The organism is Radiobacillus deserti (assembly GCF_007301515.1).
GTDB lineage: Bacteria > Bacillota > Bacilli > Bacillales > Amphibacillaceae > Radiobacillus > Radiobacillus deserti.
The window spans coordinates 231955-257212 of sequence record NZ_CP041666.1; the positions used below are offsets into that span (position 1 = coordinate 231955).

Sequence of the window (25258 nt, forward strand, 5' to 3'; positions counted from 1 at the left end):
TCATTCCCCCTCTTTGTAAAAGCTTCGTCTCAATATCTCTGCATAGCTATTCCATTCATCAAGAAGCTTCGTGCCAAGCTCTTCTCCCATGTTGCTAAAGGAACCGATTTTCTCCATTTGGAGTTCACCAAAACCAATTGCTGTCCAGTTGAGTATGTGAAGTGCTTTTTCGGGATCCACATCTTCCCGTAATTTCGACCAATCGATATTTTCGTAAATCTTTTTCAACCCATCCTCTAAGGTATCGTCCATAATGTGATCAATATCGGATTTGACTTGTACGGACTGCTCTCCGCGAGAAGCATATAGAAAGTCAAAGACTAACGGATAGTTTCGTTGGATTTTTATTTTAATGACTCCTATTTGCAATATACGTTTAAATAAGTCTTGTTCATGTAAATCCATTTCATCATAGATAAAGTCTATAACTTTTATGGCGTGTTCAAGTAAGTAGAGATACAAATCCTTTTTATTTGTAAAATATTTAAATAGCGATCCCTTTGATATTTGTGCTTCCTTTACTATTTCATTTGTCGATGCTTTTTCAAACCCATTCTGAACAAATTGATTCATGGCTTCATTTATAATTCGTTTTTGTTTTTCCTCGCTTAAGCTAAAAAAGGTTGAGTTGATTGTCCTGAACTCCTTTCCTACAGAAGTGACCAGAGTGGTCACCTATAATATAACAAAGGTGACCACTCTGGTCAACGTTATATATTTTATGCTCAAACGATTTCTTATCCTTGCATACTCCAATACAAAATGGAAACAGTAAAAAAAGAAATAATGCAATGGAGGAATGCATATGCCACGACAAGAGATCTCAGACAAAAAGTTTAAGCATGGTGGAAATGATAGTAAAAAGCGTCCAGCAGAACAAAGAAGAGGAAAAGCAAAATCTAATTCTAGAAATACAGAAAGCTAAGTGAAAAAAAGACAAGGTCTCGCACCTTGTCTTTTTAACTCGCCGGAGCGTTTATTGTGCATTTATGAAAATGTACTATTCTATAAATAGCGGAGGTGAGTGGGAATGGATGGTAAGAAAGTTGGAGATTTAATTTGTAGTCTTCGTAAAGAAAAGGACATGACGCAGAGAGAAATTGCAGAAGCGTTACATGTTAGTGATAAAACCATTTCGAAATGGGAAAGAGGGATTGGGATACCAGATGTGTCCCTGTTGCGAGAGCTCTCCAACATACTGGGAGTTAATATTGAAAAGATTTTAGAAGGGGAATTGGTTGCAAACCAGCGTGATAATGGAAATATTACAAGTATAAAATTCTATGTTTGTCCACATTGTGAGAATGTCCTGACATCTACAGGTAAGGGAGAGATTTCATGCTGTGGAAGAAAGGTATCCCAATTACCTTTACAGCCGATGGATAAGGACCATGAAATAAAGGTAGTGGATGCGGACAACGACTTTTATGTCACGATGGGTCATGAAATGAGCAAGGCCCACTATATTTCATTCTTTGCATTTGTTTCCTATGATAGGATTACGATGGTTAAATTATATCCGGAGCAAAGTGCAGAAGTAAGGTTCCAGAAGATCTATCGAGGGAAAGTGTTTGCGTATTGTAATCAACACGGTTTACAGGTAGTGGATATAAAAAGAGAATAGGTAGGAGTTAAAGGCATATCATATGCCTTTTTTTGTTTCCATACCTAATAAAAGACTCTAGGTAAATGAAAGAGTAAAAACCTAATCAATCGTCTGATTAGGTTTTTTATGATCTTGCTTGTTGAAATGACGACCGCCAACTAAATCGATTAATGGTACATTTGAATCAGAGATAAATAATCTGAAGAATCTGTTACTGAATTCAATCTTATCCGTTATATAAATAGGGGGGGAGTAGATGAAAGAAAATGTAGATAAAATGTATCAAGCATATTTTCAAGATGTTCACCGATTTTTACTCTCCCTGTCGCAGAACCATCATACCGCCGAGGATTTAGTGCAAGAAACGTTTTTTCGTGCGTATCTTTATTTGGAAAGCTATACGGGAGAAAATGTAAAAACATGGTTGTTTACAGTGGCGTATCGAGTGTTCATTGATGACCATCGAAAGCAAAAACGAACGGTGGTTAAGGATCAAGGCTTCTTTCAAAGGGTATTCGATAAGAAGAAATCATTAGATCACACTCTCGTTACAAAAGAGACAATCCAAGAGGTAATCGATATACTTGAGAACCTTCCAGAAAAACATAAACATGCCGTCCTTCTGCATGATTTTCATGAATTAACGCAAAAGGAAGCGGCTCAGATTATGGACATAGAAACTAGTTATTTTAAAGTTCTTTTGTATAGAGGTAGGCAAGCAATTAGACGTAGAAAGGCGGATGAGGGAAATGAATGAAGAGTTTAAACGGAAACTCGAAGCCTATGAAAAAGGAGAGTTGTCTGAAGAAGAAATAGAAGCGTTTGAAGAAGAATTAGATCAATTTGAAGAAGGTCGAGAGTCAATTCAACATAAGGGGAGGGGTATGAATGATAAGAGGCAAAAACGAATTTTAAGACGTGGAAAGTGGAAGGCAAGATTTCAAACAGCGCTTACAGCAATTCTTTTAACGGCGCTATTTTTTATCGTATCTTCCATTCTTACCTCTATTTATTATGCATGGGGTACCCCAGATCGAAGAGATGTCTATCGTAATGTGATCGATCACACTCTAACGGTCACAAATCCATATGGTTACATTGGAGGAACTAGCGTTCAGACAAAGACGTTTTTCCGTTTAGAAGCAACGAGAGATTTAAATAAAACGGTTGGGAGTGATACGTTTCAAGTAGGTGAGATAAATATTGACTTTTTATTTTCAAAGATGAGTTATCCGGCGGAGGAAAGCTACGGAAGACAGTCTTCGTTTATGCCAGCTTTTTCGTATCCTGGTTACCAGTCTCGAGATGGGGTGAATTCTCAATGGACTCGCTTAGAACAGATACCAGAGGGGACGGTGGTTTCCGCTTACGTATCACTCTCGGAATTAATCGGTACGAAAGATTTATTTGAACGTTTTGAAGATAGAGATATGCAGCTAATTTGGTTAGCAGTTGATACTGGGATGGAGTCGAACTCTGAAATGGAAGGAATCGTCTCTACACCGATTGGTTTCCCAAGTTTTCCAATATGGCATGAAGACGATATGATTTTAGATTCTAGAGAAGAAGAGGAAGGTTTTTTTGGTGGTGTCGTAAGTGAATCCTACTATTCCCCAAATTACTCCACAGATGATGAGGAGATTTTCCATCAGCAATTTATGAAAACACTCTCGTTTTTAGAGGATCATGAAAAAATGGTCTCCAACCTAGTATTTGGAGAATTAGACCTGACAGATCGAATCACTTATCTTAAAGAAAACGGGGTGAAGCACTACGGAGTTGTTGTGACAGGTCCGACAAAGGAAATATTAAAGTTAAAAAAAGAGCCTTGGATTGGCAGTATTGAGGTTGATGAAGTAGGCTTCTGGAATTGGATCAGTATGGAATAAGGGAGTAGGATGAAATCTCTTCAGATTCAAATGTAATGAGAGGGACTAAGATATGAATATGACGGTACATGACTCAAGTGTGGTCATTATTTCCTGGGACATATATCACTTTTAACAATCAACTAAAATTTTTTAAATAAATAAAAGGAGAAATCAAATAAACAGCGAATTGTTCTTCTATAAAAATATATGAAAGGAGGCAAAGGAATGCGTTATGAAATTTTGAAGAAACCAGAATACCGAGCAATTGGATTAAGATGGGAAGGTTCGTATCAAGAGATCCCAGAGCTGAAAGAAACGATCCGAATGGTCAATGAAAGAAGGCAGGAGCTAGAGCATGCAGTGGAACCTGACATCCAATTGGGGCTCTCTTACCATCTTCGCCCAGATGGATTTGTACATTATTCTGTATATGAGGTTACGGAGGAACAAAGGATTCCTGAAGGTATGTTAGAAATAAGAGTGCCCGAAATGACCTATTTAACGACAAAGCATGAGAAGGGCCAAGATATTGGTCAGACTTATATGGATATTGATAGGTGGTTAAAAAGTAGTGATTATCAACCTTTTCAAGAAGCGGATAAGGACTATTACGATAGCCTCCCAATAAAGCATGAACGTTATCCGGAAGACAGGGATATGGCAGACCCAGATTTTGAAATCTTAATACCTATCACTAAAAAAGTGTAAAGTGGATGACAGAACGACAGTATGTCGATCTGTCTTTTTTTTGTGTGCCTAATATGGCCAACTATTATAGGACTGGAGACAAAGTTGCGTTCTATTGCTTAATGAAAATCCGTAGAATGTTACAAACACGGTTTCCATTATAGAAGGAGGTACGTATGGGAGATAAAGTCATTCAATCAGGTGTATCAACCAAGCGAGACCATACCAAATGGAAGTTAATCGGACCAGGAATTGTTGTGGCAGCAACCGGAGTTGGTGCTGGCGATCTTGCGACAAGTCTGGTCGCAGGTGCTGAATACGGCCTTGCTTTTCTTTGGGCAGTTGTATTAGGCGTTATTGTCAAATTTGCTTTAGGTGAAGGGGTAGGTCGATGGCATCTAGCGAGTAGTCAGACCATGCTTGAAGGGTGGAGAAGTATGGGGAAATGGGCAACGGGATATTTCGGCGTCTATTCTATCATCTGGGGATTTGTGTATGGAGCAGCAGGAACTGCTTCTAGTGCATTAGCGGCCCATGCTTTATTCCCGCAAATAAATCTTATCTGGTGGGCAATAATCAATGGAGTGGTATGTTACATACTCGTGTTATCTGGAAAATATGGTTTCTTTGAAAAAGTGATGACCATTCTCGTTGGTGTAATGTTTGCGACCGTAATTGGGTGTATGATCTTTGTATTGCCTGACTTGTTGACCCACTTAAATACACTTAAGCCTGTCTTGTCAGAGAATACGATTATTTATGCGTTAGGACTAAGTGGTGGAGTTGGTGGTTCTATTACGATGGCTTGTTATGGATACTGGTTACAAGAAAAGAATTGGTCTGAAAAACAACATGTAAAGATTATGCGTTGGGATTCTTTGAGTGGATATATGATAACTAGTATTTTTGCTATCGGAATTATGATTATGGGTACCGCCGTTATTTATGGTACTGGGTTAACGATGGAAGGGGAGGACGCTTTAATCACGTTCTCTGACCAACTGGCAAGCGTATTAAATCCTACTGCACAGATTTTATTTCTTATCGGGTTCTGGGCTGCTTCTTTTACATCGATTCTTGGTGTCTGGAATGGGGTATCCTACTTATTTGCAGACTTTGTCCGCACTACACGTCAACTCAATATTGATAAAAAAGAAATAAGTAAAACGAAATCTTATAAGTTTTATGTATTTTGGCTGACATTCCCTCCTATGATTTTGCATTTGTTTGGCAAACCTGTAGTGTTAATCATTCTTTATGGTTTTTTAGGTGCATTATTTATGCCGTTTTTAGCAGTCTCCTTGATCGTGCTGTTAAACTCAACTCGTATTGAAAAGTCATTCCAAAGTGGAAGACTCTCCAATACAGTTCTTAGTCTAAGTGCTATTTTATTTATTGTACTAACATGTATGGAGCTATATGGAATGATTAAGGACTTTTTATAGATAAACTTTAAGAAAAGTGGAGAGCGTTCATGAGATGCGGCTCATAGAAGTAGGGACAATGAAGGACAAAAGATGAAAACAGTAATTTGCTTGAACGCCAGTGGAGGCGCGAAAAACAACTCGGATGGGATATCGGTCAAAGGTTTATCAGTAAAAGAAGTGTATTCCTAGATAAACTGGCCTACTTGTCTTACATAGATTAGTCGTTTTGATTAATCCTATAAAAGACAGGAGGTGTGCCGCTTTGGGAAAAGAAGGTCCAGATATGCCTAATTTTGATAGTCTAAACGATCGGATAATTGAGGATGGAAACGAACAGCCAGTGGTTTCCATGAAAACGAGTCTAGATCCAAAGGATCCTTTGGAAAATAATCCGTATTATGATCCGAACAAGGAATATACACCAGAGGAATTAGACAAGTTAAGAAAATTTTTTGGTGGCAAATAAAAGACGGCAGGGACACGATGAGAGTGTCCCTTTCTATATTGTCCGTCACAAATTTCTGATATGATAAAAGGAAATTAATGCTTTTAAATAAAATGCAATTTAGTCAATACAAGGTTTGTTCGGAGAGGCGGAACACATATGGATACGATAAAACATAATCAAGCGGCATGGGATAAAAAAGTGGAGGATGGCGTGGTTTACACAAAGCCCGTTAGCAAAGAAGTGATAGCTCAAAGTAAACGAGGAGACTGGTCCATCAAACTCACACCAACTAAAAATGTACCTCGTAAATGGTTCCCGACCTCTGTTGAAGGAGTTAAGATTTTATGTCTTGCTTCTGGTGGCGGTCAACAAGGGCCAGTGTTAGCGGCAGCTGGTGCAGATGTAACGGTGATGGATATTTCACAAAAGCAATTAGACCAAGATAAGATGGTGGCGAAAAGAGATGGGTTATCCTTAAGAACGATTCAAGGAAGCATGTCTGACCTAAGCTGCTTAGAAGCTGAATTTTTTGATGTTATTATCCACCCTGTTTCTAATTTGTTTGTAGAGGATATCCAGCCGGTTTGGAAAGAAGCATACCGAGTATTAAAACAAAATGGGGTTTTGATATCAGGGTTTGTCAACCCACTTTTGTTTATCTTTGACGACGAAGAAGAGATGCAAGGGAATTTAAAGGTGAGACATTCGATTCCGTTTTCCACGTTAGATCCGATGAGTGAAGAGGAACGAAAAAAGCATCTAGCTGCACAAGAAACGATAGAATATGGACATTCTCTAGAAGACCAAATTCAAGGGCAAATAGAGGTGGGATTCGTCATTGCAGGCTTTTACGAGGACAATTTTGGTGGAACACGCGAATTAGATCCATACATAAACACGTTTATGGCAACACGTGCTCTAAAGGTAATTCATCTTTAAAACAATCAAATAAAAAGGAGAGAAGATCAATGGATGAAAGATATCCAATTGGACATTTTGAACACAAAGGAGCTGTTTCACAGAAGGACAGGGAGTTTTGGTTAAGCCAGATTGAAGAATTGCCTCGGCAATTTCGTGATGTAATAGAAAAGCTGGATGAGGTGCAGTTAGCTACTCCTTACCGAGAGGGAGGATGGACCGTACGTCAGGTTGTCCATCATGTCGCGGATAGTCATATGAATAGCTTTATTCGATTTAAACTGGCATTGACAGAGGATAAACCAACGATAAAGCCTTATCAGGAAGCAGAATGGGCTAAGCAAGGGGACTACCGATTACCAGTGGAGGTTTCTTTAGCTACCATAGACTCGATTCATAAACGAACCGTTGCTTTGCTTGAAAACCTTTCGACGGTAGAGTATGAAAGATCGTTTTTTCATCCCGAATCAGGGGAGCTAACATTAGCGACTTATACAGGAATGATAGCTTGGCACGGTAGACATCACTTAGCACACATCACTCAATTAATAGAAAAGAAAGGATGGTAGGGAAGTGAATAAGCTTCCCTTATTTTTTTAAGCCTCAATGATCCATTAGGTTTTTCTTTATGATTCTCCCTCTTCCGTAAGGGATACATAAAGGTGTACCGGTTAAGGGATCTGTTTCAACCTGACAGTGCAACCCAAATACATCTAAAACAGATTTAGGAGTAATGAGTTCCTCAGGAGGACCTTCCTTGTAGATCTTTTTATTCTTTAAAGCAATCATATGCTCAGCGTAACGACATGCTAGGTTCACATCGTGTAGAACCATAACAATGGTTTTGCCTTGTTTTTTGTTCAAATCATATAACAAATCCAGAATTTCAATTTGGTGTGATACATCTAAAAAAGTAGTAGGCTCATCTAATAAAACTATGTTGGTATCCTGCGCTAAAGTCATCGCAAGCCAAACCCGTTGTTTTTGACCACCGGAAAGGGTGGAGACCTTTTTCTCTATTAAACCTTCTGTATTTGTTACTTTTAAAGAAAATCTAACAGCTTTTTCATCTTCTTGAGACCATTGATTGATCCAGTTTTGATAAGGATAACGACCTTGCTTCACAAGCTGTAAAACGGTTAATCCTTCTGGTGCTATGGAAGATTGGGGAAGTATGGCTAATCTCTTAGCCACTTCTTCGGTAGAAAGAGTGACTAGGTCTTTTCCGTCTAAAACGACGGATCCACCATGTGGCTTTAATAAGCGAGCAAGGGAACGAAGGAGAGTGGACTTCCCACATCCATTACTTCCAATGAGAACGGTTATTTTTCCTATTGGAATGGTGATATCTAGGTCATCTATAATTATTGTATCTTCGTACCCCAACCTTAGAGAGGAAGTAGATAATTCATGCATAATAGTCATCCTTTATTGATTTCTATTTTTATAGAGAAGATAGATGAAATAAGGTGCGCCAATGGCCGATGTAAAAACTCCTGCAGGAATTTCTAATGGTGCAAAAGCTGTTCTGGCGATTAAATCTGCCACTATGACGATGATTCCGCCTAGTAAAGCGGACACAGGTAACAAGGCACCGAAGGAAGAACCAACAAGCTTTCGTGCAATATGAGGAGCCATTAGTCCAACAAATCCAATACCACCTGCAAAGGCAACGGCACCACCTGCTAATCCAGAACTAAGGAATAATAAAAACATTCGGTCACGATGAACACGATTTCCTACATTCGTTGCCAAATCCTCACCTAACTCTTGAATATTTAACCGTCGCGCATAGACGAAGGCAATGATAGCTAAACTGGAAATCCAAGGGATTATTGTTTTTACTTCTGACCAATTCGTTCCATTTACGCTTCCTGTAATCCAAATATTCGCTCTAGCTGCTGTAAAGATAGGACCGAGCAACATCATCATAGTTGTAAAAGCTTGCATTGCTGCTGCTAGTCCAATTCCGATAAGCACCAATCGAACAGGGGCAATCCCCTGTCTACTCCAAGCAAGAAGAAATACAAGAAATCCCATTCCGACTGCACCAATAAAGGAAGCAAGAGGTAACCATTGGATACTTACTGTTAACGTATTACTACGGTCACTGAAGAGTGCTAAAAAAGCAACAGTTGTGAAAGCAGCACCACCTGTAATACCGATTATGTCTGGAGAGGCCAGTGGATTTCTAATAATCCCTTGAAGGATAGCACCTGACAGAGCTAAACCTGCTCCAGCAAAGATAGATAACAAGATTCTAGGCATTCGAAAAGAATGGACTACCAGTAGATCTAGTTTTTCACCTTGGCCAAAGATTGCTTTTACTACATTCCAAGGGGTTATTCCCATCTGACCGGTTCCTAGCGATACAATCATGAGAGAAAGGGTAATGATACATAGAATAACCGTGATAAAAAGTGCTCTTTTATCTAATAAAAAGGAAAGACGACTATAACGAAAGGTTGAATATTTTTTCATTGTTGAATCCCTCTCCTCGCAATAAAAATAAAGAAGGGAACACCGATAAATGCAGTCATAACTCCAACAGGAACTTCTGCAGGCATGATGATGTAACGAGCACCAATATCAGCAACGAGTAATAGTATTGCTCCCAGTAGACCACTGAAAGGGATTACCCAGCGAAAATCAATTCCGACAAACCATTTGGAAATATGGGGAATCACAATACCTATAAAACCGATGGGACCAGATATGGAAACAGACCCACCAGCAAGTAGTACAATGATTATCCCACCAACCGATTTCACCATCCATGTTTTTTGTCCAAGGCTTTTAGCAAGATCCTCTCCCATTGCAAAAACGTTCATATGCTTTCCTAATAGTAAAGAAAGGACCCAACCGATTACAAGAAACGGAAGAGCAGCTACCAAAAGGTGTAAGTCACGACCTTGAACAGATCCGGCAAGCCAAAATAAAGCCTGGTCTAAAGCTTGTTCATTTAAACTAAGAATTCCTTGGGTCATAGAGGAAAATAGGGCACCAATCGCAGCACCTGCAAGTGTTAGTTTAACAGGTGTAAGACCATCTCTTCCCATTGACCCAAGCAAATAGACCATAATTGTAGCGACCGCCGCACCGGAAAATGCGAGGGATGCAATAGTAGTAGTGGAAGCTGTAGCTCCTAAAAAACCTAGTCCAAATACAACAAAGAAACTAGCACCTGCGTTTACGCCGAGAATACTGGGTGATGCTAGTGGGTTTTTAGTAAGTCCTTGCATGATTGTTCCTGTTATCGCTAAGCTGGCTCCCACTGCTGCTGCGATAAGAGCCCTAGGAACTCGCGTATCTTTGATAATAATATGTTCATTTGAGCCATCGAATTGTGTGTAGGCATCGATAACCATTTTTGAATGGATATCCGTTAGTCCTAAAATGACACTTGCCCACATAAGAAGAACAACAACAAGTATGCCGAGTGCTAGTCCAATTGTTCTTCTTAGATTATTGTTCAACATAGGCTTTCTACCTCATCTAACTTCCTTTTTGCGAACTTATTTTAGTCCATTTTTAGTCTAGAGGACCCCAATTCGATTGTCAATGATTCTGATAATCATTCTCATTTATTGTTGACACGTTAAATGAGAACGATTATCATTTAATGTGTTAGTGCTTACATAATAATCATTACTTAGGAGGAACAACTATGTTTAAGCGATCTTACTTAACACTCTATCTTCTTTCTTTATTGATATTTTTGGCTGCGTGTGGGTCTTCGGAGAAAGATCAAGCTGAGGGGGAATCAAATAGTACAAGTGAAAGTAGTTATACAGTAGAGCACTCAATGGGGGAAACGACAATAAAGGGAACCCCAGAGCGAATCGTTGTATTGACTAATCACGGTACGGAAGCTCTACTATCTTTAGGCATCACACCTGTTGGAGCGGTCCAATCTTGGACAGGAGACCCTTGGTATGACCATATAGCGGATCAGATGAAAGAGGTAGAAGTAGTTGGAACGGAAAGTGACATTAATCTGGAAGCAATCGCCGCATTAGAACCGGATTTAATTTTAGGAAACAAAATGAGACAAGAAGAGCATTATGAAGCATTAAATGCGATTGCTCCTACAATATTTGAAGAGACGCTACGTGGGGACTGGAAAGTAAATTTTGAATTAATTGCGGAAGCTGTAAATAAAAAAGAAGAAGGTCAAAGAGTTTTAGATGACTATAACCAAAGAATAGAAGATTTACAAACAAGTCTAAAAGACGCTGGTAAATTAGATACGAAAGTTTCGATGGTTCGTTTTATGCCAGATGATGTTCGTATTTATCATAAAGACTCCTTCTCAGGAGTTATTCTAGAGGAGATAGGGTTAGCGCGACCAGAATCTCAGGATGTGGAGGACTTTGCTGCTAAAGGTGTAACGAAAGAGCGCATCCAAGAGATGGATGGAGATGTTATCTTTTATTTTACCTATGAGAATGAAAAAGGCGAAGGACAGCAAGTAGAGGATGAATGGATTAAAGATCCACTTTGGAACAATCTAAGTGCTGTAAAAGCAGGTAAAGCTTATGAGGTAAGTGATACGATTTGGAATACTGCTGGTGGTGTTATTGCAGCTAATTTGATGTTGGATGATTTAGAAGAGAAATTAGTCAATCAATGAGAAGGAAGCCCGAGCCTGGGCTTCTTCTCTGTTATTTACTTGAAAAGCTGGTCAATCTCCTCTATTTCAGCTTGTGTGAGGGAAACATCTAATGTTTTTAAGTTATTCAATACTTGCTCCGCACGTTTGGCGCCAGGTATAACGGCATCGATGCCATCAAGAGTTAAATACCATGCTAAAACAACATGAGGCACTTCGGCGCCTTTGTTATCGGCGATTTTTCTTATTTGTTCTACCTTAGACAGATTTTCTTTAAATGCTGCCCCCTGAAAATGTGGCATATTTTTACGTAAATCATCAAACGTAGTATGCTCCGTATATTTACCAGCCAATAAGCCAGATGCTAGTGGAAAGTATGGAATAAAGGAAATGTTATGCTCGGTTACATATGGTAGAAGCTCTTTTTCCGAATCCCTCTGCAACAGGTTGTATTCGCCTTGGAACACATCCACATATCCATCTTTGTTTGCATCCTTTAACTGGTCAAGTGAGAAATTGGAAACCCCGATTGATTTAATCTTTCCTTGCTCTCTGAGACGCTGTAAAGCTCCAACAGCCTCTGCTTTTGGTGTGTCTTTATCTGGGAAATGGATATAAAATAAATCAATGTAATCGGTTTGTAGTCTTTTCAAGCTGTCTTCCACAGACTTTGTAAGGAATTCTGGAGAATTATCCATGACTACGTCACCGTCGACAAACTTATGTGCTCCTTTGGTCGCAATAATCGCTTCGTCTCGTTTCCCTTCTTCTTTTATAACCTGACCAACCAATTCTTCTGATCGCTCTGGACCATAAATAAAAGCCGTATCTAAAAAGTTAATTCCATTATTTAAGGCCGTTCGAACAAGCTCTTTGCCAGCCTCTTCATCTAAATTTGGATATAAGTTGTGTCCACCTACTGCATTTGTTCCTAACCCAATGGGATTGACATAAAGGTCAGATTTTCCTAATTGCACGTGCTTCACCATGTAAAATCACTCCTTGTTATTTAGGTTGAACAGTTCTATCATAAATAATATTTGTAATGATTTCCTGTAATATGCTCTCATATGGTAATGGGTATAGGCTAGGATGATATACTAGACTCAGGAAAAGGATAAGGAGACATACAGATGAAAACAGCTCTAATATTAGGTGGAACACAATTCGTAGGAAAAAGACTTGTGTCCCTTTTAATAGAAAAAAACGTTCATGTAACGATTGCGACAAGAGGAATTACACCGGACTCATTCGGAGATTCTGTCGATCGAATAATCATTACTCGTGAAGACCGAGCATCGATGGAGAGTGCCTTTCAAGGAAAGCGATGGGACGTGGTGTTTGACCAAACCTGTTATTCCTCTCAGGAGGCACTAGATACACGAGAAATTCTGAAAGATAAAATAGGAAAGTACATATTTACCTCTAGTCAGGCTGTCTATGCAAATGGAACTAAGCATAAGGAGGAGGACTTTAATCCTTTTTCATTCCATGCCTTGTTAAAGCCTCGTTCAGCCTATAAAGGGTATGTGGGATATCAAGAAGCAAAAAGAGCAGCAGAAGCAGTGCTATTTCAACAAGAAACCTTTCCGGTAGTCGCTGTTCGGTTTCCCATTGAGGAAAAGACGATTATACGGAGCGGCTGAAATGGCATGTGGATCACGTATTGAAAGGAAAAGCCATGACTATCGATCATCCAGAGCATAGGTTTAGTTTTATTGATTCTTATGAAGCGGCACTGTTTTTATATGAGATTGCTAAATTATCATTTGAAGGTCCGATTAATCCTGGATCGACAGAGGATTGTAGCTTGAAAGAAATGATAGCGATGATAGAGAAGCTGACAGAAAAGCAAGCGCACTATAGTCAAGACGGGGCATCTTCTCCGTATAATTTTCCGGGACCATGGTCAGTTGATACTAGTCTTGCTCAGTCATTCGGTTTTTCATTCACTCCTTTACCAAAGCTTTTCTCTTCATTGATAGATTTTTATAAGGAGCAGTCTTAGATGGATACGAATATCGCCATTATAACGGACATACACGGGAACGATGCTGCACTAGAAGCGGTATTGGACGATATAAACCGGCAACCAATTTCCCATATCTACTGTTTAGGAGATTTATTAGGAATCGGCTACCAGTCCAATGAGGTGTTACAGCGGCTTACTACTCGACAAGGTGTTACCTTTGTCAAAGGAAATCATGACCAAGCTATTTTGGATATTTGGAATGGGAAAGAGCCCGAAAGTGAGGGAAAGGAAAAGGTGCACCACCAGTGGATTGCTAAGAATGTGGATCCATCTTTTCAATCGTTCCTCGAAGGCATGCCAATGGAGCAATATGCGGAGTATAATGGTAAGACATTTCTGTTTAGACATTACCATTTGGATAAGAATCTTCGTTTTCTTCCAATTGATCCTGAACCATCTTCCAACAAGTTAGATCAAGTCTATGAGAATGTAGAAGCGGATGTTGTGCTGTTCGGTCATCATCACATTCTCCATCATTTTAAGTCTAATCAACGACTATATGTAAATCCCGGTTCCCTAGGCTGTAGCTATCAAGCTAAGGCGCCGTATGCATGTATCACGATAAAGGCAGATGGTGGGATCGATGTCTGCTTAAAAGAAGTGCCGTATAATCAAGACGCCTTTATCAAAGGGTTTGAAGAGAGAAAGGTTCCGGATCGCGAATCGATCTTAAGGATATTTTATGGACAATAAGCCGTCTGATTAGGGACGGCTTTCCTCCTGTAAATGACTGTAGCTATTAGAATGAAGTACAACACGTCCTTGGTCCGTGTACTCAATAAAGTGAATGCCGGTATCTTCGGTTTTGAAAAATACATCGTGGTTATAGGAAATACCAAGAAAGCTTTCCAAAATTCCAGAGATTATTCCACCATGAGAGACAATAGCTATCCGGTTGTATGGCGTGCTTTTCTTTTTGATGTAGGAAAAGACCTGTTCCGCTCGTGCCTGGAATTCAATGGCGGACTCACCAGTTTCTCCAAATTTTTCGTGGGGGTGTAGCTCCCAAGGGAAAGGGACCTCTGCTAATGGCTTTCCAGCTAAGTCTCCGTTATCGTGCTCTCGTAAATCATGTAAATAGGTAACGGGGCATCCAATCGTTTCTGCTAAAAAAGTCGGCCGTTTTCCTTGCGCGTAATTGTGTACTTGCCCAAATGTACGCTGGTGGAAATTTCTCCAACACTCTTTTAGCCATCTTTTTCGCTTGATGTACTCCTTTTTCCGTTAATGGATAATCTGCACTTCCTTCATGAACCTCCAACAGGTCTGCTTCTGACTGCCCGTGCCGTATGAGTACAATTTGCATGGAAGATCCCTCCTTCGAATGTGAAATGGAACTAATATATTCCACAAAGTATAAAAAACTCCTTTTTTCTATGAGAAAAAGTGGAAATTTTTGATATAGTTATGTCAAGTTAATTGAAGGAGAGATGCTATGAATCCGATTGTCCAACAAGCACTTCATCAAATAAAAATTGCAATGGATAGCTCTGTAAAACTCGTAAATATGTTAACCGAAGAAGACTTGGATGTGCGACCAACAAAGGAAAAATTTTCAGTAGGGGAGTTAGCAGCTCACCTGGCCATAATTTGTGAAGCGGATTGGTATATTGCCAACGGAGTCACAGCAGTGGAAATGGATAGGTTTTATAAGAAGGTGAATCCTACAACTATTCAGGAAATTAAACAAGCCTTTCTACATAGTTATGACGTACTAGAGCAGGGATATCTGTCCTTTTCTGAGGAGGTGCTGCAACAGCAAATCACCTCTCATTGGGGTGTTACGTATAGCAGATATGAGTGGTTGTTAGAAATATTAGCTCATGTCTATCACCACCGGGGTCAATTACACACGACTATGGTACATATATTACGGAAAGACCCAAGAATTCCATTGTTTGAATAGAAGTAGAGGAGGGGAATTATGAATCGAGTTGCTGTTTATTGTGGATCAAGTAAAGGAGCTACGGAAGAATATGTACAAGCAGCCCGGAGATTAGGAAAAGAATTGGCAAGCCGCAATATTGCCCTTGTCTATGGAGGAGCAAGTGTTGGAGTAATGGGTGCGGTTGCGAATTCCGTACTAGAAAATGGGGGACAAGCGATTGGCGTCATGCCCCGTTTCTTGGAGGAACGCGAGATATCCCATAAAGCATTAACGGACTTAATCATCGTTGAAACAATGCATGAACGGAAAGCGAAAATGGCAGAATTGGTGGATGGGTTCATTACTTTGCCTGGCGGTGCGGGAACGATGGAGGAATTTTTTGAAGTATTAACATGGGCCCAAATTGGATTACATAAAAAGCCTTGTGGTTTATTAAATACGAATCATTATTACGGTCCATTAGTCGACTTCTTTTCGCATATGGTAGACGAGCAATTTATGCAAGAACGCTATAAAGACATGGTAATCGTAGAAGAAAGCTCCGAAATGCTACTAGATAGGTTTGAGGATTACATCGCACCTGGCATGAAGACCTATGAAAATCAGTAAATTGACTTTGGAATGATGCGCATGGTATATTTATCTCGAATTAAAGATAATTTAAATCTTAACGACATATATCCATACAAAATTCTACTGTAACGGAGGGAATAATGTTGAACCAACTAAAAGGAGTTCACCACGTAACGGCTATCACAAGTAGTGCAGAGAAGAACTATGAATTTTTCACGTTTGTGTTAGGGATGCGACTTGTAAAAAAGACTGTAAATCAGGATGATATTCAGACCTACCATTTGTTCTTTGCGGATGATACGGGAAACCCTGGAACAGATATGACATTTTTTGATTTTCCGGGCATACCGAAAGGGACGCACGGTACAAACGAGATTTATCGTACAGGCTTCCGTGTTCCTAGTGATGAAGCACTTGAATATTGGGTAAAGCGATTTGATCGATTAGAAGTAAAGCATAGTGGGATTAAAGAACAATTCGGGAAAAAGTCACTTTCCTTTGAAGATTTTGATGAGCAACAGTATCAGCTAGTATCGGATGAAAACAATGAAGGAGTAGATGCGGGTATTCCGTGGCAAAAGGGACCAATCCCATTAGAATATGCTATTACTGGGCTTGGACCACTGCATATACGAATACAAAATTTTGATTTCTTTAAAGAAATGCTAGAAAAAGTGTTATTGTTTAGAGAAGTGGATCAAGATGGATCCGTACATCTATTTGAAGTCGGCGAAGGTGGCAATGGAGCATCCGTCATAGTCGAGCACAATGTGATGCTACCACAAGCACGTCAAGGCTTTGGAACGGTTCACCATGCTGCCTTCCGAGTGGAGGATCGTAAAGAACTGGACGAGTGGGATGAGCGAATGAAAGGGTTCGGTTTCCAAACCTCTGGGTTTGTAGATCGCTTCTTCTTTAAATCCTTATACTCACGTGTTGCACCACAAATTTTATTCGAATTTGCGACAGATGGACCAGGATTTATGGGGGACGAACCTTACGAAACATTAGGAGAAAAACTTTCCTTACCTCCGTTCCTAGAACCGAAGCGTGAGCAAATTGAAAGCATGGTTCGACCAATTGATACTGTTCGTAGTACGATTGACTTTAAGAAGGAATAATAGTGAATAGATTTTATGGTTAGGCTGGTTGAATTAGTATTAAATAATATGAGTCTTAAATAAGAAAATGCCTCCTAGTTTTTATAAACAAAGGAGGTTCCTTTTATGACATGACACCTCTTTAGACCTATATACTTATAAAGTAAGGTGTTTAAAATGAGGTGCGTTAAGGAGTGGTGATGTTGAGTCGGAAAATGATTTAGCTGCATGTATTACTGTTCCTATCTTACTTATTATTGCTAACATATGTATTCAGTTCATAGACTTCACGCCGATAGTAAAAGGTTTAATCATTCTAGTTCCATGTTTAATCATTCTTTGGGTGATTTTTAGAATAGTAGAGACGGTTATTCGTAGATTGTTAGGGAACAATAATAAGAAAGTTGGATTAGCCTCCTTTTTTCTAGTACTGCTGTTTATAGGTCTCATTAATATGATGATGGTCTAGTAGACTATGAATTTTTTTAAAAGGCTACCAAAAACGGCTCTAGTTTAAGAAGTAAGAAGAACCTCCATTTTAGAGTGAATCTAAAAATGAGAGGTTCTTTGTTTTTTATTCCATGGTACAGCCCCATGCTAATTCATCAGTTGCAAGTGGTCTTACTTTGATAATAGGGACAAGATTTAGTTAGTTATTTTTTAACAACAATCTCGTCACTGTCTACACATTTTACATCGTCCATAAAGACGACTTTTGTACGTAAGCAGTATTTTACATCCTCAGAGGATGGCTCTAGATTAGCTGGAATAAGATAGGAAAAAGCAATCTCTTGTTGCTCTCCTAAGTTAATTGTTTTAGAAGTTAGCAAAGTTTTTACCGGCTCAATAAACTCTGGTTTCTTTCCAGGGCATTCACGGACCAGATCACACTCTAATCGCTTAAGTTTCGTACTGACCCAGCCACCTTTTAATTCGAAAACGCCTGTTAAGTGCTCACCATGCTTTAGTTCTCTAGATGCTAGCTTCAGGTCCACTTTTGCGGAGCCTACCTTCATCATATTGAGTACTTTGTTAATCAACGTATATGACCTCTCGTTCTGTAATATAATTGCCAACAAAAAACCTTCACCAGATCATGGTAAAGGCTATAACATCCTATATTCCTCTACCGATAAAGGCAAAGGTCTCGCAAACAACGTATTCGTTGCCAGTTTAGCCGGTGGAAAAATCCCACGTCCTGTCGACGTAACTGTTAGCTACTCCCCTTTGGAGATTGGCTTAGTCTTAAGTTGTACCTATATCATAATCCACGTTTTCAAAAGGGTCAATACTATTTTTTCTAACTAGGAAAAGAAGATATTGAGCCCGTCGTCAGTGCGTTAGAACAATTCAACCCAGCTAGGCACTCTCATCGAACATAACAAATCTAGTTCTCTTTTACGAGGATACGCGTAAGAGGTCATACTTTCTAATTCTTCATCAACGATAGCAGGGTGTGTCATGACTTCAACGGAATCTACGTCTAACGTTTGTAGTTCATCAAACAACCTACCACTTACACCCTCGCCATAAAAACCGTCCCAAAGTATATCGGTCATCGTTATATCGGGTTGATTCTTTAATGTGCCCACAACGCGAACCGGTACTTGATAGATTTTTGCTAGTTTTGCTATAAGCGCTTGTACAGGTGGCCATCCATGGACGTGATGGTGACTATCGATATGGCTTAATGGGAGGCCTGTTCGCAAGAATGCCTCAATTTGTGCAGTCCATTCTTTTTCCAAATGGTCTAGGTTTGGTGGATCGGATGGGTCAAAGATGCTTGTAAAACGGAATAAGCCATCCGAATTCGTTAGCTTATTCACTTCTTCTGAAACAGGCTTTCCCCATGTTAAAACAAGGTGAATCCCCACCTTTAAGGAAGGGTTTAGCTTTGCTTGCTCTACCGCATAATCTACAGCTTTTCCATTCATCATCATCGTCGTAGAGGTGACTACTCCATTCTGATGAGCACGTATTATCCCGTCCGTAATCCCTTTCGTTAATCCATAATCATCCGCATTAATCCGTACCTTCATTTTGTTCCCTCCAAGGATAATTACGCTCAATTACAAAGTTTGTCTTATCCCCCCGGAAGTACGAGCGTGAATATTCGATTTTTTTACCTTCTGTCGATTCGGCGATTGTTTCGATATAAAAACATGGTAAGCCAGGCTCACAATGTAGTTGTTTGCTGATTCGTTCATCTGCTAAAGTAATTTCAATATGCTCCACCGTTTTTGCAATATGAACCCCGAACGCTTCTTTTAATGTGGTGTATAGAGAAGTTTCTGCCTGTTGTTTCGTGATCCCTGGAGCAATTCCCCAAGGGATATACGATATTTCATATTGTGTGGTTTCTCCGTTAGCTTTCCGGATTCGTTCTATCCGTTGAATGGGATCACTAACGTTTACATCTAAAGACTCTTGAATCCATTCGTTGGCAGGTAAAACTTCTAAATTTACTAACGTGATCTCTGCCCGTTTTCCTTGGACAGCAATTTGCTCACTATACGTTTCAACGGTACTCGATAATGTTTGCTTCACTTTTTGCTCGGCGACATAGGTTCCTTTTCCTTGTTGACGTACGAGGTATCCTTCCAAGGTTAGCTGATGTAACGCTGCTCGAACCGTTGTCCGGCTAACGTCAAACTCTTCGCACAGCATTAATTCAGTTGGAATTTGTTCTCCTTTTTCATAAACCCCTGTCTTAATTCGATTAATGATTTCCTCTTTTATATAGGCGTGAAGGGACTGGGTTTTTTCCATGTCTGTTCTCCTCCAATGGTTTAATACATAAAGTGTACAAAAAAGTACTGATAATAACAACAAATTACATTGTAGTAACAAATTTTAATTTGTTTACTTATATTGTATAGACAATTATAAATTTGTATGATACATTTTATATAATCGAATAAGACAAAGGTAGCAGACATCGAAGGACGAATAGTCCTTCTTTAATCAAATAATTATAAAGCGCTTTCATTTAGTGTGGGGAGGTTACATAATGGGTATAAAGGTCGTCATTGTTGGAGGAGGCTCTAGCTACACACCTGAACTTATGGAAGGAATTTTAAAACGGCATGAGAGCTTTCCGGTAGAGGAAGTTGTGCTCGTGGATATTGAAGATGGAAAAGAGAAGCTAGATATTATCGGAAACCTTGCTTCACGCATGATTGAAGCATCTGGAAAACCTATCAAGCTATCTTGGACATTGAATCGAAGAGAAGCGTTTGTAGGAGCAGACTACATCGCAACCCAAATTCGAGTAGGTGGATTAAAGGCTCGTGCAGCGGATGAAAGGATTCCACTGAGTCATGGATTTATTGGTCAAGAGACGAATGGAGCTGGTGGGGTTTTTAAAGCGCTTCGAACGATTCCTGTTTTACTCGATTTAGCTAAAGATGTGCATGAGATTTGCCCTGAAGCATGGATTATTAATTTTACGAATCCAGCGGGAATTGTAACAGAAGCTTTATTAAAGCATTCTCCTCATCAAAAGGTAATTGGAGTTTGTAACATCCCTTACAATATGAAGCATTCTATCGCTGAGATACTAGAGGTAAAACCGCAAGCCGTTCAAATAGAATTTGTCGGTATGAATCATTTTGTTTTTGGTCAGAAGGTATTGGTTCATGGAGTCAATCGAACACAAGAGGTGTTGGATCGGTTATGTGATGACCGAGTGGATTATTCTCCAGCAAACATCGTCAATTTAGGATGGTCTAAAACCTTCATCGAATCAACACGACTACTCCCAAATCCTTATCATCAGTATTACTTTCAAACACGTGATGTTCTTCATAAAGATCTACAAGCTTTCCAAGAAAATGGCACAAGAGCAGAAGTTGTTCAGAGTCTAGAAAAATCACTGTTTGAAATCTATAAAAATCCAAGTCTATCAGAAAAACCAAAGGAATTAGAAAAAAGAGGAGGTGCTTTCTATAGTGATGTAGCCTGTAGCTTAATGGACTCCATTCATAACAACAAAGAGGATATACAAACCGTAAATACGAGAAATGATGGAGCAATCGCGGATTTACCGGATGATGCAGTTATTGAAGTGAATTGTGTGATTACGAAGGATGGGCCGAAACCAATTGCGGTTGGTTCATTACCTCCTACTATTAAAGGAATCACGCTACAAATGAAGGCTTTCGAAGAGCTAGTTGTTAGAGCCGCTATTTCTGGAAATTACAACGATGCATATACATCCCTAGTCATGAACCCGTTAGTGGCGGATGAAAAAAGAAGTAAAGAAGTATTGGATGAGCTTTTAGACGCTCACCGAGCTCATTTACCACAATTTTATGGGGGGAAAGAAAATGGAAAACAGGTACATGCAAAAGTTTATTGAAATTGCTGGTCGGATTGGTTCACAGCGACATTTAGTGGCGATAAGAGATGGCTTTGTGGCTATCATGCCACTCATTATTATTGGGTCACTGGCTGTTCTGATTAATAACTTTCCTGCTTTTGGAGCTTTCGACTTTGTCGGTTGGATGAATGGCATTTTTGGGGATGGGAATTGGCAGCTTGTAGGTGGGACGATTTGGAACGGGAGCTTTGCCGTATTAGGACTGTTAGTTTCCTTTTCAGTCGCTTATAATCTTGCGAAATCGTATGAACTAGATGGCTTATCCGCTGGTTTAATTTCAGCAGCATCTTATATTATGCTTGTGCCAGCTACAGAAGACTGGGGATTGAACTTTGCTTGGTTAGGAGCTCAAGGCTTATTCGTGGCTCTAATTCTTTCAATTATAACGACCGAATTGTTTAAAGTACTGATTCGCTCCAACTTCACGATAAAAATGCCAGAAGGAGTTCCTGACGGGGTAGCAAGATCCTTTAAAGCACTTATTCCTGCATCCATCATCTTGATACTAGTCGGATTATTCCAGGCATTAATGACCGTATTTGCAGAGCAAAGTATTTTTGAATTTATCTTTACAGTTATTCAAGAGCCATTACAAGGGCTTGGAAATACATTACCTGCAGCGATGATTGTTGCCTTCTTGAATCACTTATTATGGTTCTTCGGTTTGCACGGCACGAACATTATTGGTTCCGTTATTGAGCCGTTATATTTACCGCTAATTGAAGAAAACCTGCGTTTGTTTCAGGAAGGTACATCCGCATTCGACGTTCCTTATACTGTAACGAAGCCCTTCCTTGATTCCTTCGTATTTATGGGTGGTTCAGGAACTACGATTGCTTTATTAATCGCCATCTTCTTAGTCGTACGAGGTCAACAAAAGCATCCGTATCGTGAGGTTGCAAAGCTCTCCGCACCAGCTGGTTTGTTCAATATTAATGAGCCGGTTGTCTTCGGGTTACCAATTGTGTTGAATCCAATTATGCTTATTCCATTTATCCTTGTTCCTGTAACGTTGACCATTGTTTCATACATTGCCTTATCAACAGGGTTAGTGCCTAAAACAGTCGCAATTGTTCCTTGGACAACGCCACCAATTCTAAGTGGTTACCTCGTTACTGGAGGAAGCTGGAGAGGAATTGCCCTACAGATTATTAACTTAGGTATTGCGGTAGCCATGTATATACCGTTTGTTATGGCGGGAGTTCGAGCATTAAACAAAGATATGAAAGGGACGGATTCTAATGATTACAACCAAGATCGAGACGCTGTCGTTTAATATCATCCTTCACGCAGGAAATGCCAGATCCAGTTCCATGGAGGCAATTGCCTTCGCAAAGGAGTATGATTTTGAAGCAGCTCGTCAAAAAATCGAAGAAGCCAATGAAGAGTTTGCACAGGCGCATCATGTTCAAACACAATTGCTCCAAGAGGAAGCAGAGGGAAAGAAAAATGAAGTATCTGTCATACTGGTTCATGCTCAAGATCATCTGATGACCGCCATGACTGTGAAGGATTTAGCGAATGAAATGATTGAAATGTACGAAAAGATAAAACAAGTGGAGGGACAATAATTGAATATCTTACTCGTTTGTTCCGCTGGCATGTCGACGTCCATGCTTGTAAGTAAAATGAGAGCTGAAGCAGAAAAAAGAGAGATGGATGCAACGATTAACGCGGTGTCGGAGTCCGAATTGAAAAATCATTTAGATGGGTTGGACGTCGTGTTAATCGGACCTCAAGTCCGATATTTAGAAAGAAAAATAAAAGAACAACTAGAACCTAAAGGTATAAAAGTAGATGTTATTAATCAGATGGCCTATGGCATGATGCAAGGTGACAAAGTATTGGATCAAGCTGTAACACTAGCTAAATAATATTAGATTTTCTAAACCCCGAATTAGTTCGGGGTTTTTCTTTATGTAATAAGTAATTTTACCGCTGTTATTTGGGCGGTGAACGCCGATAAAAAATTTTTCGCTGATATAGGATAAAAAAAGCTGATATACAGATTTTTTCGCCGATATAGCGAAAAAATCGCTGATAAATTTCTCGATGCTAGTATAGAATCTACGCACCTTCATTCAAAAATTCATGAAAGGTTGACACAACATGTATATACAAGATATAATGAAAACGCAATCAAAACATGTATATACAAGTTTTGATGAATGGAATTATTATTTTATGAGAAAATATGGGCAGTGAACATGCAGAAAAGGAGAATATGTGATGAGTAAATTTACAGATCCGGCGAAACAGTTGCTTGAGCATGTCGGTGGTAGTGATAATATTTCAGTCGTTACACACTGTGCGACAAGAATGCGCTTCGTTTTAAACGATCCAAAGAAAGCGGATGCAGAAAAAATCGAAGAGATTGATTTAGTCAAAGGAACGTTTACGAATGCAGGACAGTTCCAAGTTATTATTGGGAATGAGGTATCATCTTTTTATAATGAATTCACGAAGATAGCAGGAGTTAGCGATACATCCAAGGATGAGGCAAAAGTGGCAGCGAAGCAAAATATGAACCCACTACAACGCTTGATTTCTCACTTGGCAGATATCTTTACTCCGTTAATTCCAGCACTAGTAGTCGGGGGTCTTATTCTAGGCTTTAGAAACGTGATTGGTGCAATTGGAATGTTTGGACCAGAAAATGAACAAACATTGGTGGACATTTCTCAATTTTGGGCAGGCGTCCATTCCTTCTTGTGGTTAATTGGGGAAGCGATTTTCCATTTCCTACCGGTTGGTATTACGTGGGCGATTTCTAGAAAGATGGGTACGACACAAATTCTTGGGATTGTATTAGGTATCACGCTCGTTTCTCCGCAGTTACTTAATGCTTATGGAGTTGCGGGAGCAGAAGATATTCCGGTTTGGGATTTCGGGTTTGCTACGGTTGAAATGATCGGGTATCAAGCACAAGTCATTCCGGCTATCCTAGCAGGCTTCGTACTTGCTTATTTAGAAATTTGGTTACGTAAAGTAATTCCAAATGTGGTTTCGATGATTTTCGTTCCATTTTTTGCTTTAATTCCAGCAGTGCTAGTCGCACACGTTGTACTTGGACCAATTGGTTGGACAATTGGTACTTGGATTTCAGATGTTGTGTATTCTGGGTTAACCTCAGCATTTGGCTGGTTGTTTGCCGCAATCTTTGGATTTGCTTATGCACCACTCGTTATTACTGGGTTACACCACATGACCAATGCAATAGATTTACAGCTTATGAGTGAGTTTAATGGTACGAACTTATGGCCGATGATTGCACTATCCAATATCGCACAAGGTTCTGCTGTAGTTGCGATGATTATCTTGAATAATAAAGATGAAAAAGAAAAGCAAGTTTCCGTGCCAGCAGCCATCTCTTGTTATCTAGGGGTAACAGAGCCTGCGATGTTCGGGATTAACTTAAAATATGTATTCCCATTTGTAGCAGCAATGATTGGTTCTTCGATTGCAGCGATTATCTCAGTTGGAAGTGACGTCTTTGCAAACTCGATTGGGGTTGGAGGAATTCCAGGATTCCTTTCTATTCAATTCCAAGATTGGCCGATGTTCTTTATCTCAATGGCAGTTGCAGTTATAGTGCCAATTGCCTTAACAATGGCGTTTGCTCGCATGCCTTGGGGTAAAAAAGCTTATAAAAGCTTAGGAAAATAATAAATAGGGGGAGTCACTCTCCCTATTTTCTTTACATCTAGAATGAGAG

The 25258-nt window shown here is 39.6% G+C and carries 30 protein-coding genes; 20 read left to right on the forward strand and 10 right to left on the reverse strand.

Going from position 1 to position 25258, the window contains the following annotated elements; all coding sequences use genetic code 11:
* Positions 1-675, reverse strand: coding sequence for a TetR/AcrR family transcriptional regulator (locus tag FN924_RS01270; RefSeq protein WP_267129004.1), 675 nt, complete (start codon positions 673-675; stop codon positions 1-3).
* Between the two features lie 355 nt (positions 676-1030).
* On the opposite strand from FN924_RS01270, the gene FN924_RS01275 reads away from it, so the two are divergent.
* The 8 genes from FN924_RS01275 (at position 1031) to FN924_RS01310 (ending at position 7526) form a co-directional block, all read left to right on the forward strand.
* Positions 1031-1624: a helix-turn-helix domain-containing protein gene (locus FN924_RS01275; protein ID WP_143891714.1), complete on the forward strand. Its 594-nt coding sequence runs from the start codon at positions 1031-1033 to the stop codon at positions 1622-1624.
* Positions 1625-1862: 238 nt separating this feature from the next.
* Positions 1863-2363, forward strand: a complete 501-nt coding sequence (locus tag FN924_RS01280) for a sigma-70 family RNA polymerase sigma factor (RefSeq protein WP_143891715.1) — start codon at positions 1863-1865, stop codon at positions 2361-2363.
* Positions 2356-3495, forward strand: a complete 1140-nt coding sequence (locus FN924_RS01285) for an anti-sigma factor (protein WP_143891716.1) — start codon at positions 2356-2358, stop codon at positions 3493-3495. The genes FN924_RS01280 and FN924_RS01285 overlap by 8 nt, the downstream gene beginning before the upstream one ends.
* A gap of 207 nt (positions 3496-3702) precedes the next feature.
* Positions 3703-4185, forward strand: coding sequence for a GyrI-like domain-containing protein (locus tag FN924_RS01290; RefSeq protein WP_143891717.1), 483 nt, complete (start codon positions 3703-3705; stop codon positions 4183-4185).
* A 155-nt stretch (positions 4186-4340) separates the two neighbouring features.
* A complete protein-coding gene (locus FN924_RS01295) occupies positions 4341-5609 on the forward strand; it encodes an Nramp family divalent metal transporter (protein WP_143891718.1) in 1269 nt (422 codons plus the stop codon).
* A 244-nt stretch (positions 5610-5853) separates the two neighbouring features.
* On the forward strand, positions 5854-6057 hold the full coding sequence (locus FN924_RS01300; RefSeq protein WP_143891719.1) for a hypothetical protein: 204 nt from the start codon (positions 5854-5856) through the stop codon (positions 6055-6057).
* Between the two features lie 138 nt (positions 6058-6195).
* Positions 6196-6978 carry a class I SAM-dependent methyltransferase gene (locus FN924_RS01305; RefSeq protein WP_143891720.1) on the forward strand — a complete coding sequence of 261 codons (783 nt, stop codon included), beginning with the start codon at positions 6196-6198 and terminating at the stop codon, positions 6976-6978.
* Positions 6979-7007: 29 nt separating this feature from the next.
* On the forward strand, positions 7008-7526 hold the full coding sequence (locus FN924_RS01310) for a YfiT family bacillithiol transferase (RefSeq protein ID WP_143891721.1): 519 nt from the start codon (positions 7008-7010) through the stop codon (positions 7524-7526).
* A gap of 34 nt (positions 7527-7560) precedes the next feature.
* On the opposite strand, the gene FN924_RS19030 is transcribed toward FN924_RS01310, so the two are convergent.
* The 3 genes from FN924_RS19030 to FN924_RS01320 are packed head-to-tail and all read right to left on the reverse strand — an operon-like array spanning position 7561 to position 10436.
* Positions 7561-8373, reverse strand: coding sequence for an ABC transporter ATP-binding protein (locus FN924_RS19030; protein WP_194709675.1), 813 nt, complete (start codon positions 8371-8373; stop codon positions 7561-7563).
* A 12-nt stretch (positions 8374-8385) separates the two neighbouring features.
* Positions 8386-9438 (reverse strand): FecCD family ABC transporter permease, encoded by a 1053-nt coding sequence (locus FN924_RS19035; protein WP_194709676.1) that lies wholly within the window; start codon positions 9436-9438, stop codon positions 8386-8388.
* On the reverse strand, positions 9435-10436 hold the full coding sequence (locus FN924_RS01320) for a FecCD family ABC transporter permease (RefSeq protein ID WP_143891722.1): 1002 nt from the start codon (positions 10434-10436) through the stop codon (positions 9435-9437). Before FN924_RS01320 ends, FN924_RS19035 begins: the two co-directional genes overlap by 4 nt.
* Positions 10437-10624: 188 nt before the next feature.
* Between FN924_RS01320 and FN924_RS01325 the strand changes: the two genes are divergently transcribed.
* Positions 10625-11590 carry an ABC transporter substrate-binding protein gene (locus tag FN924_RS01325; protein ID WP_143891723.1) on the forward strand — a complete coding sequence of 322 codons (966 nt, stop codon included), beginning with the start codon at positions 10625-10627 and terminating at the stop codon, positions 11588-11590.
* Between the two features lie 35 nt (positions 11591-11625).
* Here FN924_RS01325 and FN924_RS01330 read toward each other — a convergent pair whose 3' ends face one another.
* Positions 11626-12558 (reverse strand): aldo/keto reductase, encoded by a 933-nt coding sequence (locus tag FN924_RS01330; protein WP_143891724.1) that lies wholly within the window; start codon positions 12556-12558, stop codon positions 11626-11628.
* 144 nt (positions 12559-12702) lie between these two features.
* On the opposite strand from FN924_RS01330, the gene FN924_RS01335 reads away from it, so the two are divergent.
* Genes FN924_RS01335 through FN924_RS01345 form a run of 3 tightly spaced genes read left to right on the forward strand, consistent with a single transcriptional unit; the run spans position 12703 to position 14294 of the window.
* A complete protein-coding gene (locus tag FN924_RS01335) occupies positions 12703-13215 on the forward strand; it encodes an NAD-dependent epimerase/dehydratase family protein (RefSeq protein WP_143891725.1) in 513 nt (170 codons plus the stop codon).
* 20 nt (positions 13216-13235) lie between these two features.
* A complete protein-coding gene (locus FN924_RS01340) occupies positions 13236-13577 on the forward strand; it encodes a hypothetical protein (RefSeq protein ID WP_228409528.1) in 342 nt (113 codons plus the stop codon).
* Complete coding sequence (locus FN924_RS01345) at positions 13578-14294, forward strand: metallophosphoesterase family protein (RefSeq protein ID WP_143891727.1); 717 nt, start codon at positions 13578-13580, stop codon at positions 14292-14294.
* 9 nt (positions 14295-14303) lie between these two features.
* Here FN924_RS01345 and FN924_RS01350 read toward each other — a convergent pair whose 3' ends face one another.
* Positions 14304-14699, reverse strand: coding sequence for a histidine phosphatase family protein (locus FN924_RS01350; protein WP_267129016.1), 396 nt, complete (start codon positions 14697-14699; stop codon positions 14304-14306).
* Positions 14671-14907, reverse strand: coding sequence for a phosphoglycerate mutase family protein (locus FN924_RS19510; protein ID WP_267129005.1), 237 nt, complete (start codon positions 14905-14907; stop codon positions 14671-14673). Before FN924_RS19510 ends, FN924_RS01350 begins: the two co-directional genes overlap by 29 nt.
* 129 nt (positions 14908-15036) lie before the next feature.
* Here FN924_RS19510 and FN924_RS01355 point away from each other — a divergent pair, with 129 nt between their 5' ends.
* From FN924_RS01355 to FN924_RS01365, 3 genes are all read left to right on the forward strand, one after another.
* Positions 15037-15507 (forward strand): DinB family protein, encoded by a 471-nt coding sequence (locus tag FN924_RS01355; protein WP_143891728.1) that lies wholly within the window; start codon positions 15037-15039, stop codon positions 15505-15507.
* A gap of 18 nt (positions 15508-15525) precedes the next feature.
* Entirely contained in the window at positions 15526-16098 is a 573-nt protein-coding gene (locus tag FN924_RS01360; RefSeq protein ID WP_143891729.1) for an LOG family protein, read from the forward strand.
* A 107-nt stretch (positions 16099-16205) separates the two neighbouring features.
* Entirely contained in the window at positions 16206-17183 is a 978-nt protein-coding gene (locus FN924_RS01365; protein ID WP_143891730.1) for a ring-cleaving dioxygenase, read from the forward strand.
* Positions 17184-17815: 632 nt separating this feature from the next.
* Here the strand turns inward: FN924_RS01365 and FN924_RS01370 are convergent.
* The 3 genes from FN924_RS01370 to FN924_RS01380 all read right to left on the reverse strand — a co-directional run bounded on the left by FN924_RS01370 (position 17816) and on the right by FN924_RS01380 (position 19931).
* Positions 17816-18202: a sporulation protein gene (locus tag FN924_RS01370; RefSeq protein ID WP_143891731.1), complete on the reverse strand. Its 387-nt coding sequence runs from the start codon at positions 18200-18202 to the stop codon at positions 17816-17818.
* A 300-nt stretch (positions 18203-18502) separates the two neighbouring features.
* Complete coding sequence (gene chbG, locus FN924_RS01375; RefSeq protein ID WP_143891732.1) at positions 18503-19201, reverse strand: chitin disaccharide deacetylase; 699 nt, start codon at positions 19199-19201, stop codon at positions 18503-18505.
* The gene (locus FN924_RS01380; protein ID WP_143891733.1) at positions 19185-19931 is read right to left on the reverse strand and encodes a GntR family transcriptional regulator; all 747 of its coding nucleotides are present in this window, start codon (positions 19929-19931) and stop codon (positions 19185-19187) included. Before FN924_RS01380 ends, chbG begins: the two co-directional genes overlap by 17 nt.
* A 241-nt stretch (positions 19932-20172) precedes the next feature.
* Here FN924_RS01380 and FN924_RS01385 point away from each other — a divergent pair, with 241 nt between their 5' ends.
* The 5 genes from FN924_RS01385 (at position 20173) to treP (ending at position 25209) form a co-directional block, all read left to right on the forward strand.
* Positions 20173-21522, forward strand: a complete 1350-nt coding sequence (locus tag FN924_RS01385) for a 6-phospho-beta-glucosidase (protein ID WP_143891734.1) — start codon at positions 20173-20175, stop codon at positions 21520-21522.
* Positions 21491-22819, forward strand: a complete 1329-nt coding sequence (locus FN924_RS01390; RefSeq protein WP_194709677.1) for a PTS sugar transporter subunit IIC — start codon at positions 21491-21493, stop codon at positions 22817-22819. The genes FN924_RS01385 and FN924_RS01390 overlap by 32 nt, the downstream gene beginning before the upstream one ends.
* Entirely contained in the window at positions 22785-23114 is a 330-nt protein-coding gene (locus FN924_RS01395) for a PTS lactose/cellobiose transporter subunit IIA (RefSeq protein WP_143891735.1), read from the forward strand. The genes FN924_RS01390 and FN924_RS01395 overlap by 35 nt, the downstream gene beginning before the upstream one ends.
* Positions 23115-23417 (forward strand): PTS sugar transporter subunit IIB, encoded by a 303-nt coding sequence (locus FN924_RS01400; protein WP_143891736.1) that lies wholly within the window; start codon positions 23115-23117, stop codon positions 23415-23417.
* A 355-nt stretch (positions 23418-23772) separates the two neighbouring features.
* Entirely contained in the window at positions 23773-25209 is a 1437-nt protein-coding gene (gene treP / locus FN924_RS01405) for a PTS system trehalose-specific EIIBC component (protein ID WP_143891737.1), read from the forward strand.
* Positions 25210-25258: the final 49 nt, after the last annotated feature.

Coding starts and splice junctions, on each gene's coding strand:
- FN924_RS01310 (WP_143891721.1), top strand. CDS start 7,008: ATGGATGAAAGATATCCAATTGGACATTTTGAACACAAAGGAGCTGTT.
- FN924_RS01345 (WP_143891727.1), top strand. CDS start 13,578: ATGGATACGAATATCGCCATTATAACGGACATACACGGGAACGATGCT.
- FN924_RS01380 (WP_143891733.1), bottom strand. CDS start 19,931: ATGGAAAAAACCCAGTCCCTTCACGCCTATATAAAAGAGGAAATCATT.
- FN924_RS01305 (WP_143891720.1), top strand. CDS start 6,196: ATGGATACGATAAAACATAATCAAGCGGCATGGGATAAAAAAGTGGAG.
- FN924_RS01335 (WP_143891725.1), top strand. CDS start 12,703: ATGAAAACAGCTCTAATATTAGGTGGAACACAATTCGTAGGAAAAAGA.
- FN924_RS01285 (WP_143891716.1), top strand. CDS start 2,356: ATGAATGAAGAGTTTAAACGGAAACTCGAAGCCTATGAAAAAGGAGAG.
- FN924_RS19030 (WP_194709675.1), bottom strand. CDS start 8,373: ATGCATGAATTATCTACTTCCTCTCTAAGGTTGGGGTACGAAGATACA.
- FN924_RS01295 (WP_143891718.1), top strand. CDS start 4,341: ATGGGAGATAAAGTCATTCAATCAGGTGTATCAACCAAGCGAGACCAT.
- FN924_RS01390 (WP_194709677.1), top strand. CDS start 21,491: ATGGAAAACAGGTACATGCAAAAGTTTATTGAAATTGCTGGTCGGATT.
- FN924_RS01325 (WP_143891723.1), top strand. CDS start 10,625: ATGTTTAAGCGATCTTACTTAACACTCTATCTTCTTTCTTTATTGATA.
- FN924_RS01360 (WP_143891729.1), top strand. CDS start 15,526: ATGAATCGAGTTGCTGTTTATTGTGGATCAAGTAAAGGAGCTACGGAA.
- FN924_RS01395 (WP_143891735.1), top strand. CDS start 22,785: ATGATTACAACCAAGATCGAGACGCTGTCGTTTAATATCATCCTTCAC.
- FN924_RS01280 (WP_143891715.1), top strand. CDS start 1,863: ATGAAAGAAAATGTAGATAAAATGTATCAAGCATATTTTCAAGATGTT.
- FN924_RS19510 (WP_267129005.1), bottom strand. CDS start 14,907: ATGCAAATTGTACTCATACGGCACGGGCAGTCAGAAGCAGACCTGTTG.
- treP (WP_143891737.1), top strand. CDS start 23,773: ATGAGTAAATTTACAGATCCGGCGAAACAGTTGCTTGAGCATGTCGGT.
- FN924_RS01385 (WP_143891734.1), top strand. CDS start 20,173: ATGGGTATAAAGGTCGTCATTGTTGGAGGAGGCTCTAGCTACACACCT.
- FN924_RS01275 (WP_143891714.1), top strand. CDS start 1,031: ATGGATGGTAAGAAAGTTGGAGATTTAATTTGTAGTCTTCGTAAAGAA.
- FN924_RS01355 (WP_143891728.1), top strand. CDS start 15,037: ATGAATCCGATTGTCCAACAAGCACTTCATCAAATAAAAATTGCAATG.
- FN924_RS01330 (WP_143891724.1), bottom strand. CDS start 12,558: ATGGTGAAGCACGTGCAATTAGGAAAATCTGACCTTTATGTCAATCCC.
- FN924_RS01290 (WP_143891717.1), top strand. CDS start 3,703: ATGCGTTATGAAATTTTGAAGAAACCAGAATACCGAGCAATTGGATTA.
- FN924_RS19035 (WP_194709676.1), bottom strand. CDS start 9,438: ATGAAAAAATATTCAACCTTTCGTTATAGTCGTCTTTCCTTTTTATTA.
- chbG (WP_143891732.1), bottom strand. CDS start 19,201: ATGAAGGTACGGATTAATGCGGATGATTATGGATTAACGAAAGGGATT.
- FN924_RS01320 (WP_143891722.1), bottom strand. CDS start 10,436: ATGTTGAACAATAATCTAAGAAGAACAATTGGACTAGCACTCGGCATA.